Below are 14,082 nucleotides of genomic sequence, written 5' to 3' on the forward strand. Positions count from 1 at the left end.
CGGTGCTCCGGCCCTGCGGCCCGTCTCCCCATAGGCCGGAAGAGGCCGAGGAACCGGAAGCGTCCGGGGAGCCGGAAGCGTCCGGGGAGCCGGAAGCGCGGTCCAGCCGGTGAACGGCCGTGTCGTCGCCAAGCGTTACGAGCTGTCGGCCGACATCGGCCGCGGCGGCATGGGACAGGTCTGGACGGCGTACGACCAGCGGCTGGACCGGCGCGTGGCCGTGAAGCTGCTGCGCCCCGACCACATGGCCGGTGCCACGGCGGCCGACGAGATGCGCCGCCGCTTCGTCCGCGAGTGCCGGGTCACCGCCCAGGTCGACCACCCCGGCCTGGTCACGGTCCACGACGCGGGCCGCGACGGCGAGGACCTCTACCTGGTCATGCAGTACGTGGACGGCGCCGACCTCGCCGACCACCTCGCCGCGCACGACCCGTACCCCTGGCCGTGGGCGGCGGCCGTCGCCGCGCAGCTGTGTGCCGTCCTCGCCGCGGTGCACGCCGTGCCCATCGTCCACCGCGACCTCAAGCCGCGGAACGTGATGGTCGGACCCGACGGCACGGTCACCGTGCTGGACCTCGGCATCGCCGCCGTCATCGACACCGACACCACCCGCCTCACCCACACCGGCTCGCCGGTCGGCAGCCCGGCCTACATGGCGCCCGAACAGGCCATGGGCGGCGTCGTCGGGCCGTACACCGACCTCTACGCGCTCGGGGTGCTCCTGCACGAACTGCTCAGCGGGAACGTGCCGTTCGCGGGCACCACCCCCCTCGGGGTGCTGCACCGCCATCTGCACGAGCCGCCGCTGCCCATCCGCCGGTACCGGCCGGAGGTCCCCGCCGCGCTGGAGGAACTGGTCCTGCGGCTGCTCGCCAAGGACCCGCAGGACCGTCCGGCCGGGGCACGCGAGGTGTACGAGGCCCTCGTCCCGCTGCTGCCCGCGCGCGGCGGCCCCGTGACCGGCCCGCTGGACCCGACGCGCCCCTTCGTCCGCCCGCACGCGCCCTGGCCGGACCGGGCCGGCGCCGCGCCGCAGCCCTTCCCCGTACCGCCGCCCTTCCCCGTACCGCCCCGGGTGCCGCTCCCGGCGGCCCGTACGGATGTCACGGCGGCCCTCGACGAGGTCAAGCGGCTGCTCGCCGAGGGCAGCATCACCCGGGCCGTGGACATACTCGGCGGCGTCCTGCCCGCCGCCGCGGCCGAGCACGGCGAGCACTCCCCGGTCGTCCGCACGCTGCGGGAGAGTTACGCGGCGACGCTGCTGGACGACGGGCAGTACCGAAGGGCGCTGCCGGAGCTGCGCCGGCTCGCGGAGGACCGGGCGGCCGGGGCCGGTCCGGGCGACGCGCTGACGCTCACGTACCGCTACGACGCGGCGCTGTGCCTGGAGCAGCTGGGCGAGGCGGCGGCGGCCCTAGCCGAGTACCGCGCGCTGCTGCCGTACCACGAGAGCGACCAGTACGGCGAGACGGGCGCGTACGGCGAGTCGGGCGCGTACGCGGAGAGCGGCACGTATGGGGAGGCCGGCGGCGCGTACGGGGAAGGCAGCGCTTACGGGGAGAGCGGGACGCATCGCAAGGGCGGCACGCACCGCAAGGGCGGCCCGGCGACCGGCGGTGACCCCGGCCGGGCCTTCGAGATCCGGCAGCGCATCGCGCACCTGCTGCTGTCGATGGGCGACCACACCGAGGCTCAGCAGCAGCTGGGGGACCTGCTGTGGGACACGGAGCGGGTCTACGGTCCTTACCACCCGCTCCCGACCGAGATCCGCCGGGCCCTGGACAGGCAGCGGCAGTTCCGGGGCCTGTGACGGGCCGCGCCGGCACGGGCCGGCCTGTGTCGGCCCGCGCCGGCCCGGGCCGCCGGAACCACCTCCGCCGGGTCGGTGGGATCGGTCGGTGGGGTCAGTCGGTTCCGGCCCGCAGGAAGGCCGAGGTGGCGACCTTCCCCAGCATCTCCAGCCGGGACGTGCCGCGTGCCAGGTACGCGTCCGTGGACTGCTGGACCCCGGGCCAGTGAGCGTCACCGTAGTCGTCGAGGACGACGATGCCCCCGGGAGCCACGATCTCCTCGGCCCATTCCAGATCGGCCAGGACACCCTCCGCCGAGTGGTCGCCGTCCACGACGATCACCCCGTAACGCCGGTCGGACACCGCGGCCCGCACCTCCGGATCGCCGGAGAACCCCTGCTCGACCCGGGCCTCGGCGCCCGTACGGCCGCCGAGGGCGAGGTTCGCGCGGACGACGTCCATCCGCACGGGCGTGCTCGTCGGCTCCCTGCCCTGCGTCGCACCGGGCTGGAGCTGGCTGCCCACCAGCGGGTCGACGATCGTCAGCCGGGCCTCGACACCGGCGCGGTGCAGCATGCGCGCCAGCGTGGCGGAGAAGAGGCCGTAGAGCGTGCCGATTTCCAGCACGTCCTCGTTCGGCGGGCGGAGCAGGGGCACGGTCGCCAGCTTGCCGCACACGTTCGACGTCGAGCCGGCCAGCCGTCCGACGGCCAGCGCCTCCAGCGCGATCACGTTGCGGAAGGCGATGGTGACGTTCCGGCGGGCCTGGACCTCGTCCTCCCCCGTCACCCGCGCGATCTCGCGCACCAGCGTGTCGATCTGGGCGGCGGAGGGCACGCGGTGGCCGCTGCGCCCCGTCCGGTCGAAGAGCAGACCGAACGCGTAGCTCTGCTTCCGCAGCTCGGCCACCTCCTGTCGGAGCGCTTCGAGGTCGGTGCGCAGCGGGGAGGTCGAGCGGCTGATCCGTCGGTCCGTCAGGGCCGCCGCGGGTCGCAGCAGGCGTCTCGTCAGTCGGTTGTGGATGAGTGGCGACGTGAGAGAGGACATGCGTGGACGCTAGGGGGAACCCGGCCGAGGCGGGCCACCGGAGCGTGCTCTTCAGATGAACGGTGGGTGCGGCGTGGGTGACCGTTCCGGGGCCGCCGCCCGCGGGGGACGGCTGTGCCAGACTCACACTCCTGACGGTATGAGCCGGGGGAGCCAGGGAGTTCGTACGCCTATGACGGTCCGGGGCCAGCTGGCGAGGTTCGCCGTGGTCGGTGTGGTCAACACCGGTACGTATTACGCCTGCTATCTGTCGTTGCTGTACCGGCTGCCGTACGTGGTCTCGCACGTCGTCGCGTTCGCGCTGAGCATGACCGGTTCGTTCTTCCTGAACAGCAGGTTCACCTACCGGACCCGTCCGACCTGGCGCAAGTTCCTGCTGTTCCCGCTCACCAACGCCGCGAACTTCGTGGTGTCGACCACCGGGGTGTACCTGCTGGTGCACGTGGCGCGGTACGACAGCCGCTACGCGCCGCTGCTCGCGACGGCGGCGGCCGTTCCCATCACCTTCCTGGTCTCGCGCGCGATCCTGCTGCGCCCGGACCGCCGCGGGGCCGGGACCACCGGCGGGCGGGACGGGACCGCGGGCGGGACGGGGCCGCGGGAGGGGCGGGGACGCGAGCGGGAGGGGGCGGGGCCACCGATTCCCCGGTGAATCGTTGGTCGTGGGTGTGGCCTCGGCCACGTCGACTGCCTACCATCGATCACCGCAAGGTCTTGTGCACCGCCGCACAATCACGCCGGGAGGCCCCTTTGCACCGCAGCCGTCGCACCGCGCTCCTCCTCTCCACCGCGCTCCTCGGCGCGGCGCCCCTGCTCACCGCCTGCGGCAACGACTCCCACCCCGGAGCCGCGGCCGTCGTCGGCGGGCAGCGGATCGAGGTGTCCCAGCTCCAGGCGCAGGTACGGGACGTCCGTGCGGCGCAGGACAGATCGCCGCAGGCGGCGCAGCTGATCAAGAACACGGGGCAGCTCGGCCAGGCGAAGCTGAACAGCATGATCTTCGACCGGGTGCTCGAACGCGCCGCAGCCGACACCGGTGTCACGGTCAGCCGCAAGGAGGTGCAGACCGCACGGCAGCAGGCGGCGGCGCAGTCGGGCGGGGACGAGCGGTTCGCCGAGATGCTGTTGCAGCAGGGCGCGCTCTCCGCCGGACAGATCGACGGCGCGATCCGCCGTGAGGTGCTGCTGAACAAGCTGTCGCAGACGCTCGGCGCCGACACCACGACGCCCCAGGGCCAGCAGAAGGTGCTCGGGGAGCTGACGCGTACGTCGAAGGAACTCGGCATCGACGTCAATCCGCGCTACGGGAACTGGGACTACCGGCAGGTGCGGCTGGGCGAGGCGAAGACGCCCTGGATCACGCAGGTGACGCGGCAGGCGCCGGAACAGGAACCGGCGGGCGCGTAGCGCCCGGCCGGCGGGGGAGACCAGGCGCCGGGGCCGGCCGCGACGGTGCGTACGGCCTCTGGCCCGGCGGCGGCCCGGTCCGTGGTCGGCGGTAGGTTCGAGGTGTGACTGATGAGGTTTCCGCCGCGCCCGGCCGTATCGTCCTGCTGACCGCCAGCCACCGGGTGGCGCCCGGGCTGCTGTCCTGGCCCGCCTGGCAGACGCTGCGCGCGGCCGACCGGGTGCTGTGCGCCGATCCGGACCACCCCCAGCTGCCGTACCTGCGCGAGGCCGGCATCACCGTGGAGCACGAGGTGCCCGCCGCGCGCGAGCTGGTCGACGAGTGCGCCGGCGGCCGTACGGTCGTGATCCTTCCCTCCGGCGCGGGCGACGGGAGCGACGAGCGCGACGAGACGGGCGGCGGTCTCACCGACGGCCTCGCCCGGCTCGCCGGGTCCGGCCGGGTCCGGATGCCGGACCTGGAGCTGCTGCCCGGCTCGTACGACCTGCCGGGGGCCCGGCTCCTCGACCTCGTGCAGGTCATGGACCGGATCCGCCGCGAGTGCCCGTGGACGTCGGGCAGAACACACAAGGAGCTGGCCAAGTACGCCATCGAGGAGGCGTACGAACTGGTCGAGGCGATCGAGGCCGGCGACGGCGACGAACTGCGGGAGGAACTGGGGGACGTGCTCCTCCAGGTGGTCTTCCACGCCCGGATCGCCCAGGACGGCCTGGAAGAGGGGATCGAGCCGTTCTCGATCGACGACGTCGCGGCCACGATCGTGGAGAAGCTGATCCACCGGCATCCCCATGTCTTCGGCACCGAGACCGCCGAGACACCGGAGGACGTCAAGGCGCACTGGCTCCGGACGAAGGCGATCGAGAAGCAGCGCACCTCGGTCACGGACGGCGTTCCGCTGACCCAGCCCGGCCTGGCGCTCGCCGCGAAGCTCGGGGCGCGTACCCGTACCGCCGGCCTCGACGTCCCGCTGCCGGGCGGCGAGGGCATCGGTTACGAACTGCTCGCCCTGGCGGTACGGGCGGAGGCGGCCGGGGTGGACCCGGAGACGGCGCTGCGCGCGGCGGCCCGTGCGTACCGGGACGCGATCCGGGCGGCGGAGGGCCACGCGGAGTAGTCCCCCGTGCCCGAGCCCGCCGGCCGTGCCCGAGCCCGCCGGCCGTGCCCGAGCCTGATCGCCGTGCCCGAGCCCGATGGCCGAGCCCGAGCCCGATGGCCGAGCCCGGCGAAAGCACCCCTTAGTGTCGAGGTATGTCGTCGACCGCCGCCCCCACCCTTTTCACCTGGGAGTTCGCCACCGATCCGTACCCCGCGTACGCCTGGTTGCGCGAACACGCCCCCGTACACCGGGCCACCCTGCCCAGCGGGGTCGACGCGTGGCTCGTGACGCGGTACGAGGACGCCAAGCAGGCCCTCGCCGACCCCCGGCTGTCCAAGAACCCCGTTCACCACGCCGAGCCGGCGCACGCGCGGGGGAAGACGGGGATCCCGGGGGAGCGGAACGCGGATCTCATGACGCATCTGCTCAACATCGACCCTCCCGACCACACCCGGCTGCGCCGGCTCGTGTCCAAGGCGTTCACCCCGCGCCGGGTCGCGCTGTTCGCGCCCCGCGTCCAGGAGTTGACCGACCAGCTCATCGAGGACTTCGCCGGCAAGGGCGAGGCGGATCTGATCCACGACTTCGCCTTCCCCCTCCCCATCTACGCGATCTGCGACCTCCTCGGGGTGCCGCGCGAGGACCAGGACGACTTCCGGGACTGGGCCGGGATGATGATCCGCCACGGCGGCGGCCCGCGCGGAGGGGTGGCCCGCTCGGTCAAGAAGATGCGCGGGTACCTGGCCGAGCTCATCCACCGCAAGAGGGAGAACCCCGGCGAGGACCTGATCTCCGGACTGATCCGGGCCAGTGACCACGGCGAGCACCTCACCGAGAACGAGGCCGCGGCGATGGCCTTCATCCTTCTGTTCGCGGGTTTCGAGACGACCATCAACCTGATCGGCAACGGGATGTACGCCCTGCTCCGCAACCCGGACCAGAAGGCGCTGCTCCAGCAGGCGCTCGAGCGTGGCGACTCCCGGCTGCTCGAGACGGCGGTCGAGGAACTGCTCCGGTACGACGGGCCCGTGGAACTGGCGACCTGGCGCTACGCCACCCGGCCCCTGCGCATCGGAGGGCAGGACATCGGCCAGGGCGAGCCCGTCCTCGTCGTCCTCGCCGCCGCCGACCGCGACCCGGACCGGTTCGCCGATCCCGACAGGCTCGACCTCGGACGGCGGGACAACCAGCACCTCGGTTACGGACACGGAATTCACTACTGCCTCGGTGCGCCCCTTGCGCGCCTGGAGGCACAAACGGCACTCGCGACCCTGCTGACTCGACTGCCCGATATGCGTCTTGCCCAGGATCCGGTCGATTTGCGGTGGCGGGGAGGGCTCATCATGCGCGGCTTGCGGACGCTCCCCGTGTGCTTCACGCCGTCGCCCGGCCTGTGATGTTCGCCATGGCCGCCTGCCCGTATCCGACCGTTTTTCCCTCCGCTTCTCACTGACGCTCCGTCAAAAACGTGACTTTCGCGTGATCTGCGCTGCATCCGCTTGTGACAGACGTTCGAGTCCCGCTACTTTCACGGAGACTCCGGCCGCAACATGCCCGAGTTGTAATATCAGTCACACGGAAGGCAATCGCATGCGCTCCGGGAACGGCCGACACAGGCGACCTCGTCAAGCACCCGCTCTGTTCGTCACGGCGGGGGTGACCGGCTCGGCGATCGCCATTCCGCTGCTCGGCGCGTCCGGCGCGAGCGCGGCCGAGACGTCCACGTGGGACCGGGTCGCGGAGTGCGAGAGCGGCGGCACGTGGAGCGCCAACCTCGGGAACGGCTTCTACGGCGGACTCCAGATGTCCCAGAAGACCTGGGACGAGTTCGGCGGCGGTGCCTACGCGGAGCGGCCCGACCTCGCCAGCCGCTCCCAGCAGATCGCGGTCGCCGAGAAGGTCCTCGCCAAGCAGGGTCCCGCGGCCTGGCTGAGCTGTGCGGTGGTCTCCGGTCTGACGGGCGGCGGGGCGCTGACGCCCGGTGACGGTGACGGCTCCGGCTCCTCCGACGCGGGCGCGGGCGGCGGTGCGACGGAGGGCTCGCCCTCCCCGAGCGGCTCGACCGGCTCCTCCGACGGGCGGTCGGGCGACGAGCCGACGCCTTCCCACTCACCCGACGCGCCGACGCCCGGAGCCACCGGTTCCGCCGACACCGAGGGCTCGGACCCGGGTTCGGCGTCCGGCTCCGGGAGCGAGGCGGGCGCGTCCAAGGGCAAGCACCGCGGCAACGCGGCCGACGAGAGCCCGGCCGAGAGCGGCGCGGACAAGGAGCGCGAGGCGACCGACCGGGCCTCTCGGGACACCGGTTACGGGCGTGACCTCGGCGCCGGGTCGGAGGACGCCTCCACGGGCCCGGACATCATCAGCGGCGCCGGGCTCGTCGGCCCGTACGCCCCCGACTACAGCGGCGACTTCACGGTGCGCCCGGGCGCGCAGAAGGTCGTCGGCGGCTGGCTGTGACGCCGGCCCTCGGCTGACGCCGGGGGAGGGCCGGAACGGGCTGTACGAGGCGGGCCTGTATGTGGTCGGCCCGTACGAGGCGGGCTCGGTGGGGCCTGTGGGCCGCGCGACGTCGTGTGATGCGTCGCGTGCCCCACAGGTCCCTTGTCGCGTTCCGGGGTGCGCCCCGGCGCACGCCGCCCACCCTCCGGGCCACCCCGTGCACGGGGGCCCACCCCGTGCCTGGTTGTGCCGGCCGAGCTCGGCCGCACCCCTCCGCGCTCGACGGGCTTCGTCGGGCTCCGCCACGCTCGACAGGGCCACTTCGGGCTCCTCCGTACGCGTCAAGGCACCTCCGCACTCCTCCGTGCCCCTGTCCGCGCCGCCCCGCGCCGTCGCCGTACCGCGTCCCGGCTCGCCTCGCCGCCACCGGTCGCCGCCGGCCTCGTCGCGGGCCGGCGGGCGGCCTCGGCAGAGGCCCCGAGTGGCTGCTCAGAGCCGTGATCTGACAGGCCGACAGGATGAGTTCGAGATCGTTTGTCCACTTTCGCGAAAGTGAGACAAGCATCTCTTTGCCGCACCAGTTCCTCCATGGCCCGCCTGTTGGTCTCGTTCGTCTCTCACCTGCGGAAATGCGGCGTTCCTGAAGGGCAGTTAGGGCGTTTTCTCCCTGATGTACTTCTTTGAACAAGCGGCGGGCCTGTGTTTACGGTCTGAACCGCTCGCACCGCGGGCCTCGTCGACCGAAACGCCGAATCCTGCCGTCGGTCGGGGGGAGAGTCGTCGCGTCAAGCGCCGAAGGCAGGAGCGGGGGACCCAAGGTTTCGTGCCGGGCCCGGCCGTCGAGAGACGGCCGAGGGCCGGCTTGGGGTGAAGCCGCGTTGCGAGAGCACGCGGCCGGGCCACTCACAGCCCGAACCCGACAGCTGACCTCGCAGGCGTCGGTGAGGAGATGACCCATGCTGTTTTCCGGCAAGGCCAAGCACCGCCGTCCGTCCAAGGCCGTTCGCTACGCCACGCTCGCCGGGATCACCGGCGCCGCCGTCGCGGCCCCGCTGATCGGTGCGACCTCCGCCTCCGCCGCCAGCACCTCCGAGTGGGACCAGGTCGCCCAGTGCGAGTCCGGCGGCAACTGGTCCATCAACACCGGCAACGGCTACTACGGCGGCCTCCAGTTCTCGTCGTCCACCTGGGCGGCGTACGGCGGTACCTCCTACGCCTCGACCGCCGACAAGGCCTCCAAGTCCCAGCAGATCGCCGTCGCGGAGAAGGTCCTCGCGGGTCAGGGCAAGGGCGCCTGGCCGAACTGCGGCGTGAACCTGTCCGGCGCGTCGAGCAGCTCCGGCTCTGCGTCGGGCAGCGGCTCCAGCGCCTCGAGCTCCGGTTCGAGCTCCGGCGAGCAGCAGTCGCAGCAGTCGCGGCAGACCCAGCCGCGTCAGTACCAGCAGCAGGCTCAGCCCGAGAAGCAGGAGCGTACGTACAGCCAGTCCGCCTCGCGCGGCGAGAGCCGTCCGGCCACGATCAAGAAGGGGGACGGCGAGTACAAGGTCAAGTCCGGTGACACCCTCTCCAAGATCGCTGACGCCAAGAAGGTCAAGGGCGGCTGGAAGAAGGTCTTCGACCTGAACAAGGACGTCATCAGCGATGCCGATGTCATCTACCCGGGCCAGCGGCTCCACCTGAGCTGACCCGAGCCGTTCCCGGCGGCCGGGCCGGCCTCGCGTCGCCGGCCCGGCCCGCCGGGCCCACCGGGTCGCACGGCCTGAAGCGGCGGCCATCCGGCGGGCCGGCTCCGTACCTCCGCTCCCCGTACTCCCCGGCCAGCCCCCGAGCCCGCTCCCCGCAGTCCTCACCCCGTCCCCCCGGTGCTCCCCGGTCCGGCGCGTTTCCCCCGTACGCGCCGGGCCGGGGTTTCACGTCTCCCGGGCCGGAACCCGCATTCCTCGGTCTCTTTCGTCCCAGCGGGCGGGCGCGGGGCGGGGTGGTCACGCCCGGCCGGTTAGGCTCGTGTCGCAAGGCCAAGAGACCCTGCACCTCTAGCGTCACACCAGAAGGAGATGCTCGTGCCGTCCATCGACGTCGTCGTAGCCCGGGAAATCCTTGACTCCCGAGGGAACCCCACGGTCGAGGTCGAGGTCGGCCTCGACGACGGCAGCACCGGCCGTGCTGCCGTCCCCTCCGGTGCGTCCACCGGTGCGTTCGAGGCCCTGGAGCTCCGCGACGGAGACCAGAACCGCTACCAGGGCAAGGGCGTCGAGAAGGCCGTCCTCGCCGTCATCGAGCAGATCGGCCCGGAGCTCGTCGGGTACGACGCCACCGAGCAGCGCCTGATCGACCAGGCGATGTTCGACCTGGACGCCACCCCGGACAAGTCGTCGCTCGGCGCCAACGCCATCCTCGGCGTCTCCCTCGCCGTCGCGCACGCCGCCTCCGAGGCGTCCGACCTTCCCCTCTTCCGCTACCTGGGCGGTCCGAACGCGCACCTGCTGCCGGTGCCGATGATGAACATCCTGAACGGCGGCTCGCACGCCGACTCCAATGTCGACATTCAGGAGTTCATGATCGCCCCGATCGGCGCGGAGTCCTTCTCCGAGGCCCTGCGCTGGGGCGCCGAGGTCTACCACACGCTCAAGAAGGTCCTGAAGCAGAAGGGCCTCGCCACCGGCCTCGGCGACGAGGGCGGCTTCGCGCCGAACCTGGACTCCAACCGCGCCGCGCTGGACCTCATCCTCGAAGCGGTCAAGGAGGCCGGCTACGTGCCGGGCCGCGACATCGCGCTCGCGCTCGACGTGGCCGCGTCCGAGTTCTACAAGGACGGCTCCTACGAGTTCGAGGGCAAGTCGCGTACGGCGGCCGAGATGACCGCGTACTACGAGGAGCTGGTCGACGCCTACCCGCTGGTCTCCATCGAGGACCCGCTCTTCGAGGACGACTGGGAGGGCTGGAAGACCATCACCGACAAGCTGGGCGCGAAGGTGCAGCTCGTCGGCGACGACCTGTTCGTCACCAACCCCGAGCGCCTCGCGCGCGGCATCGAGGACGGCGCCGCGAACGCGCTGCTCGTCAAGGTGAACCAGATCGGTTCGCTGACCGAGACCCTGGACGCCGTCGAGCTGGCCCAGCGCAACGGTTTCAAGTGCATGATGTCCCACCGTTCCGGCGAGACCGAGGACGTCACCATCGCCGACCTGGCCGTCGCCACGAACTGCGGCCAGATCAAGACCGGCGCCCCGGCCCGCTCCGAGCGCGTCGCCAAGTACAACCAGCTGCTGCGCATCGAGGAGATCCTCGACGACGCGGCGGTGTACGCGGGCCGGAGCGCGTTCCCGCGTTTCCGCACCGCGCAGTAAGTCCCGCGGCAAGTCCCCGAGGCAAGTCCCCGCACCGCGGTGACCCCTGCGGCGAGTCGCCGCGGCAAGCCCCGCGGTGAGCGCCGCCCGCCCGTCGTCCGTACGTCTCCGGCCGTGGTCCCGTACCGTGTGCCGGGGACGCACGGCGGCGTGAGGTGAAGCCGACGGCACACGGGCCGGAGGCTTGAGGCAAGGGGAGGCGAGCCATGGCAGGGAACCGCGACCGGTTCTCCACCGCGACCAGGCTGCGGCTGCTCGGTGAGCAGACCGCGGCCCGGGTCTACCGCTCGCAGACCCGCAGACAGGACCGCCGCTCCCGGCTCACCGGCCGGGCGGCCTTCCTCGCGCTGATCGTCTGCACCCTGGTCGTGGCGCTGGCGTACCCGATGCGGCAGTACGTGTCGCAGCGCAACGAGATCGCGGAGCAGGAACGGCTGGCCCGCGAGGCGAAGGAACGCGTCGAACAGCTGCGGGACGAGAAGGAACGCCTCCAGGACGACGCGTACATCGAGCGGCTGGCCCGTGAGCACCTGCACTACGTGAAGCCGGGCGAGACCGGCTACACCCTGACCGACCAGGGGACACGGGAGCGGGAGCACGACGAGGAGGAGGGGGCGGACCGCCCCTGGTACTCGAACGTCATGGACGGCGTGGACACGGCGGACCGCCGGGACGACTGACCACTCCATCTCGTCGCATCGCATCGCATCGCATCACATCATCGGAATCGGCTTAGGCAGGCATGGAACACCCCCCTCCGCAGACCGGACGCACCGAGCCCACCGCGGCGGACGTCAAGGCATTCGAGCAGCAGCTCGGCCGGCCCCCGCGCGGACTGCGGGCCATCGCGCACCGCTGCCCCTGCGGCCGGCCGGACGTCGTCGAGACCGCCCCGCGGCTGCCCGACGGCACGCCCTTCCCGACGACGTACTACCTGACCTGCCCGCGTGCGGCCTCGGCCATCGGCACGCTGGAGGCGAACGGCGTCATGAAGGAGATGACCGAGCGCCTGGCGACCGACCCCGAGCTGGCCGCCGCGTACCGCCGGGCGCACGAGGACTACATCGCGCGCCGGGACGCCATCGAGGTGCTGGAGGGCTTCCCGAGCGCGGGCGGTATGCCGGACCGGGTGAAGTGCCTGCACGTGCTGGTCGGCCACTCGCTGGCGGCGGGCCCGGGAGTGAACCCGCTGGGGGACGAGGCGCTGGCGATGCTGCCGGAGTGGTGGCGCAAGGGCCCGTGCGTCACACCGTGCGCGGACTCGGCCCCGGGCGCGGATGTCGCCTCCGACACCGACACCGACGAGAACGGGGAGACGGCGTGACCAGGGTCGCCGCCATCGACTGCGGTACGAACTCGATCCGGCTGCTGGTGGCCGACGCCCAGCCCGGGACCGGCGAGCTGGTCGATCTCGACCGGCGGATGAAGATCGTCCGGCTGGGCCAGGGCGTGGACCGCACCGGCCGGCTCGCGCCCGAGGCGCTGGAGCGCACGTTCGCGGCCTGCCGCGAGTACGCCGAGGTCATCGAGGAACACGGCGCGCGGCACGTCCGCTTCGTGGCGACCTCCGCCTCGCGCGACGCGGACAACCGCGACGAGTTCGTACGGGGTGTCGTGGACATCCTGGGCGTCGAGCCCGAAGTGATCACCGGCGACCAGGAGGCCGAGTTCTCCTTCACCGGCGCCACCAAGGAACTGGGCGGCCGGGACAGCTATCTGGTCGTGGACATCGGCGGCGGCTCGACCGAGTTCGTCGTCGGTGACGACCGGGTCCGGGCCGCGCGCTCGGTGGACATCGGCTGCGTGCGCCTCACCGAACGCCACCTGGCCCACGACGGCGAGGCCGGCGACCCGCCGACGGCCGACCGGATCGCCGGTATACGCGCGGACGTCGAAGCCGCCCTTGACCTGGTCGAGCGCACCGTCCCCCTCCGCGAACCCCGCACCCTGGTCGGCCTCGCGGGCTCGGTGACGACGGTGGCCGGCATCGCCCTGGACCTGCCGGCCTACGACTCCGCCGCGATCCACCACGCCCGAATCACGTACGAGCAGGTCAAGCGGATCACCGATCGCCTCCTGACCAGCACCCACGCCGAACGCGCCGCGATCCCGGTCCTCCACCCGGGCCGGGTCGACGTCATCGGCGCGGGAGCCCTGATCCTCCTGGCGATCATGGAACGGACGGGCGCGCGGGAGGTCGTGGTCAGCGAACACGACATCCTGGACGGGATCGCCTATTACGCGGCCGAGCCGCCGTCGTAGGCCACCCCGACGGGATCGCCCGGTCTTCGCCCCGACCGCCTACAGGTTGCGGTAGACGTCCCGCCGGTCGCCCACCTTGACGACGAGGACGACGAGTTCACCATCGTTGATCTGGTAGGCGACCCGGTAGCTTCCGACCCGGAGCCGGTAGAGCCCCGACGGGCCGGTGAGCTTCTTGACGTCGGCGTCCTCGCGGTACGGGTCGTCGCCGAGCGCGGTCAGTGCGGTCAGGATGCGCATGGCGTCGGGCCGGCTGATGGCCCGGAGCTGCCGCTGTGCTGCCGTGGTGAACCGGAAGGCGTACTTCACGCCGCCTCGCCGTCGTGGTCGGTGAACAGATCCGCCAGCAGTTCCGCCATCGTCACGGTGGGACCGCCCTCGGCCAGGACCGCTTCCGCTTCGCGCGCCAGCATCACGTCGGACGCTTCCTCCAGCGCCTCGAAGTCCGCGATCGGAACCACCGCCGCCACCGGAGCGCCGTTGCGCGTGATGACGGTCGGAACGCCTTCCTCGGCCCGGTTGATGTGGTCTGCGAGGTGCGCGCGGGCTTCCCGTACGGTCACGGTGTTCTCAGTCATGAGATTAGTGTACGCATTCGCGTGTACACGTGGTCCGGGTCCGGGAGTCGCGTTCGCGAGCGATCCTCGACGGGATCGCCTGGGCGGCGGCGCCCGACGACGCGTGAGCCGC

At 72.1% G+C, this 14,082-nt stretch carries 14 protein-coding genes and 1 riboswitch; of the genes, 11 read left to right on the top strand and 3 right to left on the bottom strand.

Annotated elements, in window-relative coordinates:
* The first annotated feature begins 109 nt into the window (after positions 1-109).
* Complete coding sequence (locus ACU6P3_RS20325; RefSeq protein ID WP_447193532.1) at positions 110-1,810, top strand: serine/threonine-protein kinase; 1,701 nt, start codon at positions 110-112, stop codon at positions 1,808-1,810.
* Positions 1,811-1,904: 94 nt separating this feature from the next.
* Here the strand turns inward: ACU6P3_RS20325 and ACU6P3_RS20330 are convergent, their stop codons facing one another.
* The gene (locus tag ACU6P3_RS20330) at positions 1,905-2,837 is read right to left on the bottom strand and encodes a class I SAM-dependent methyltransferase (RefSeq protein WP_447193533.1); all 933 of its coding nucleotides are present in this window, start codon (positions 2,835-2,837) and stop codon (positions 1,905-1,907) included.
* Positions 2,838-3,009: 172 nt separating this feature from the next.
* On the opposite strand from ACU6P3_RS20330, the gene ACU6P3_RS20335 reads away from it, so the two are divergent.
* The 10 genes from ACU6P3_RS20335 (at position 3,010) to ACU6P3_RS20380 (ending at position 13,392) form a co-directional block, all read left to right on the top strand.
* The gene (locus tag ACU6P3_RS20335; RefSeq protein ID WP_447193534.1) at positions 3,010-3,489 is read left to right on the top strand and encodes a GtrA family protein; all 480 of its coding nucleotides are present in this window, start codon (positions 3,010-3,012) and stop codon (positions 3,487-3,489) included.
* Between the two features lie 98 nt (positions 3,490-3,587).
* Entirely contained in the window at positions 3,588-4,244 is a 657-nt protein-coding gene (locus tag ACU6P3_RS20340; RefSeq protein ID WP_447193535.1) for a SurA N-terminal domain-containing protein, read from the top strand.
* 104 nt (positions 4,245-4,348) lie between these two features.
* Positions 4,349-5,359 (top strand): nucleoside triphosphate pyrophosphohydrolase, encoded by a 1,011-nt coding sequence (locus ACU6P3_RS20345; protein ID WP_447193536.1) that lies wholly within the window; start codon positions 4,349-4,351, stop codon positions 5,357-5,359.
* Positions 5,360-5,493: 134 nt separating this feature from the next.
* Entirely contained in the window at positions 5,494-6,738 is a 1,245-nt protein-coding gene (locus ACU6P3_RS20350; protein WP_447193537.1) for a cytochrome P450 family protein, read from the top strand.
* 259 nt (positions 6,739-6,997) lie between these two features.
* Positions 6,998-7,801 carry a transglycosylase family protein gene (locus ACU6P3_RS20355; protein ID WP_447193538.1) on the top strand — a complete coding sequence of 268 codons (804 nt, stop codon included), beginning with the start codon at positions 6,998-7,000 and terminating at the stop codon, positions 7,799-7,801.
* Between the two features lie 762 nt (positions 7,802-8,563).
* Positions 8,564-8,736, top strand: a riboswitch (cyclic di-AMP (ydaO/yuaA leader).
* Positions 8,737-8,739: 3 nt separating this feature from the next.
* Positions 8,740-9,468, top strand: a complete 729-nt coding sequence (locus tag ACU6P3_RS20360; RefSeq protein WP_447193539.1) for a transglycosylase family protein — start codon at positions 8,740-8,742, stop codon at positions 9,466-9,468.
* A 375-nt stretch (positions 9,469-9,843) separates the two neighbouring features.
* On the top strand, positions 9,844-11,130 hold the full coding sequence (gene eno / locus ACU6P3_RS20365) for a phosphopyruvate hydratase (RefSeq protein WP_344278295.1): 1,287 nt from the start codon (positions 9,844-9,846) through the stop codon (positions 11,128-11,130).
* A gap of 206 nt (positions 11,131-11,336) precedes the next feature.
* Entirely contained in the window at positions 11,337-11,810 is a 474-nt protein-coding gene (locus tag ACU6P3_RS20370) for an FtsB family cell division protein (protein ID WP_447193540.1), read from the top strand.
* A 62-nt stretch (positions 11,811-11,872) separates the two neighbouring features.
* Positions 11,873-12,454: a DUF501 domain-containing protein gene (locus ACU6P3_RS20375; protein ID WP_447193541.1), complete on the top strand. Its 582-nt coding sequence runs from the start codon at positions 11,873-11,875 to the stop codon at positions 12,452-12,454.
* Positions 12,451-13,392, top strand: a complete 942-nt coding sequence (locus ACU6P3_RS20380) for a Ppx/GppA phosphatase family protein (RefSeq protein WP_447193542.1) — start codon at positions 12,451-12,453, stop codon at positions 13,390-13,392. Before ACU6P3_RS20375 ends, ACU6P3_RS20380 begins: the two co-directional genes overlap by 4 nt.
* Positions 13,393-13,431: 39 nt before the next feature.
* Here the strand turns inward: ACU6P3_RS20380 and ACU6P3_RS20385 are convergent, their stop codons facing one another.
* A complete protein-coding gene (locus ACU6P3_RS20385; RefSeq protein WP_447193543.1) occupies positions 13,432-13,701 on the bottom strand; it encodes a type II toxin-antitoxin system RelE family toxin in 270 nt (89 codons plus the stop codon).
* Entirely contained in the window at positions 13,698-13,970 is a 273-nt protein-coding gene (locus ACU6P3_RS20390; protein ID WP_447193544.1) for a type II toxin-antitoxin system Phd/YefM family antitoxin, read from the bottom strand. The genes ACU6P3_RS20385 and ACU6P3_RS20390 overlap by 4 nt, the downstream gene beginning before the upstream one ends.
* Positions 13,971-14,082 lie beyond the last annotated feature (112 nt).

This window comes from Streptomyces hebeiensis (genome assembly GCF_052983195.1).

Bases quoted from the DNA above. Each gene is read 5' to 3' on its own strand.
- ACU6P3_RS20330 (WP_447193533.1), bottom strand. From the start codon at position 2,837: ATGTCCTCTCTCACGTCGCCACTCATCCACAACCGACTGACGAGACGC.
- ACU6P3_RS20335 (WP_447193534.1), top strand. From the start codon at position 3,010: ATGACGGTCCGGGGCCAGCTGGCGAGGTTCGCCGTGGTCGGTGTGGTC.
- ACU6P3_RS20350 (WP_447193537.1), top strand. From the start codon at position 5,494: ATGTCGTCGACCGCCGCCCCCACCCTTTTCACCTGGGAGTTCGCCACC.
- ACU6P3_RS20360 (WP_447193539.1), top strand. From the start codon at position 8,740: ATGCTGTTTTCCGGCAAGGCCAAGCACCGCCGTCCGTCCAAGGCCGTT.
- ACU6P3_RS20370 (WP_447193540.1), top strand. From the start codon at position 11,337: ATGGCAGGGAACCGCGACCGGTTCTCCACCGCGACCAGGCTGCGGCTG.
- ACU6P3_RS20375 (WP_447193541.1), top strand. From the start codon at position 11,873: ATGGAACACCCCCCTCCGCAGACCGGACGCACCGAGCCCACCGCGGCG.
- ACU6P3_RS20390 (WP_447193544.1), bottom strand. From the start codon at position 13,970: ATGACTGAGAACACCGTGACCGTACGGGAAGCCCGCGCGCACCTCGCA.